Here is a 1,829-nt window from a genome sequence, read left to right on the forward strand (position 1 = left end):
GAACGGATGGACGGCGCTTCACGCCGTTTGGAATGGAACGGCTACGCCGTTTGCGTTGGAATGGGCGCACCGTTCCTCCGGAACGGGCGCTCCGTTTGACTGGAATTCGCACGTTTCTTGTGCTCAACTATCAGGAAATACAGTTCAGCAGACGGAGGTTTATCAGATTTCTTATACTCTCCCCTGTCGTTTGTTATCTTTTTTTCCCGCATATCGTCCCTTCCTTCCAGGATGACCGGCAAAGTCGGTGGGACGAAAAAAGGACCGGTGGATTCCAATTCCACCGGCCCCTTTTCTGCAAATGAGCATGTCAAATTACGGTGGGTACATCGGAATTCCACGCAACTGTTGTTGCCTTGGTTTTCCTCTTTCATCCCACCGTCTTAATGCGCATCTCAGACGATGAAGTAACTTATCTTTGATTGAAAGTTTCCAATCGTTATGATACAATTATACGGGTTTATTGTCATATGCTCTATATACCGTTTTGTATGACATAATGGAGGGTTGTCCATGATTACATCAGATTACGGTTTTTTTGTAGATAATTACGTTGGCACATATCACATCCTCGATCATCACGGTAATGCCATGCTTGTATCAGAAGAATTTCATCCGGCAAGAGACGGAGAAAAAAACCTGATAAAAAAGCGCCTATTCTGTGATGATTTCAAAACTAACCGATATCTCCTACTTGATCTTGCTAACATTGATATAAGCAAAGATAGTGAAATCCTTGACTTCTGTAATAAATATGGGTTGCCGTATTCCTCCGCAAAAATTAATGACCAACAGCCCGGCTACTACATTATGGGGTTGGAATGTCCCGAAACGGTCTATCAAAGCTGGGACCCATATTATCGAAATGACACCATGTCGATAAAGGAATTTTGCCGCCATGTATCTACGGCAAAACGTATGATGCAGATCAAATATGAACTTGAGAACAAAGATAAAAATCCTCTAAATATGCTTCAATATTTGCTTCCTCTTCTGCTGTATGACCGAGTTGATCTGTATGAGTTTAATGATGATGATCCGGAACGTCATACGCTCACAACCTCTTTTCAGTATTACTTTCTATCTGTGTGTCACAAAAGGCACACCCTGAACGGCAAACTAGCTATTGACCTGTTTCATTTCTATCGCGAAATACTCGACATTTCAAATAAGCAAAATAAGGTCTACATGAATGAAGAACTCTATCGTTTACTACGGAATCCTTATATTCAAAAACTCTACAATCTGATCATTGCAGTATTTACACTCGATACTGTCGCTTTGAATCAAATTGAATATGATGAGTTTTTTAATCTAAAAATTCCTTCTGATCTAGATATTTCAAAAGAATTGCAACAAAGCATGTATGATGTTGCCCCCTTTGTTTTAGCGGACTCCATAAATGAACTCATGCAGCAGGTTCATCCTCAAATGACACCTACTGAAAATGGGGAATTCGATGTGGACTGGAATTTCAATTTTCAATTTGAGGGATTCTGTATGGAGTTATTGCTCATGATTTCTTCAAAAAATATGCTCAAAAAGTGCAAAAATCCTACCTGTGAAAAGTTTTTCTCTCCCAATGAGGGCCACCTTGACAGAATTTACTGCTCTCACCGCTGCGGCTCACTTGTCGCTAAACGTAGACAACGCATAAAAGATAAAGAGAATCCGAATCGTCTTCGTGAGAAACCAAGATTTGAAAGTCGGAAGAAGAACGGTCAGGTAGAATAAGTTTCGCAAAAACAAAAAAGACATGGTTTGCAGATCTCTGGTAGAATGAAGTCGCGACACACCATTCGAAAGGAGACAGCAAACCATGTCCGAGA

General features: G+C 40.8%; 1 protein-coding gene. It reads left to right on the forward strand.

The annotated features are described in order from the left end of the window. Positions 1-513 precede the first annotated feature (513 nt). Positions 514-1,734, forward strand: coding sequence for a hypothetical protein (locus tag ACTQ3R_RS16410; RefSeq protein ID WP_441780221.1), 1,221 nt, complete (start codon positions 514-516; stop codon positions 1,732-1,734). Positions 1,735-1,829: the final 95 nt, after the last annotated feature.

Source organism: Lawsonibacter sp. LCP25S3_E2 (assembly GCF_052117285.1).
Classification (GTDB): domain Bacteria; phylum Bacillota; class Clostridia; order Oscillospirales; family Oscillospiraceae; genus Lawsonibacter.

Excerpts from the sequence above, each read along its gene's own strand:
- ACTQ3R_RS16410 (WP_441780221.1), top strand. The coding sequence starts at position 514 with ATGATTACATCAGATTACGGTTTTTTTGTAGATAATTACGTTGGCACA.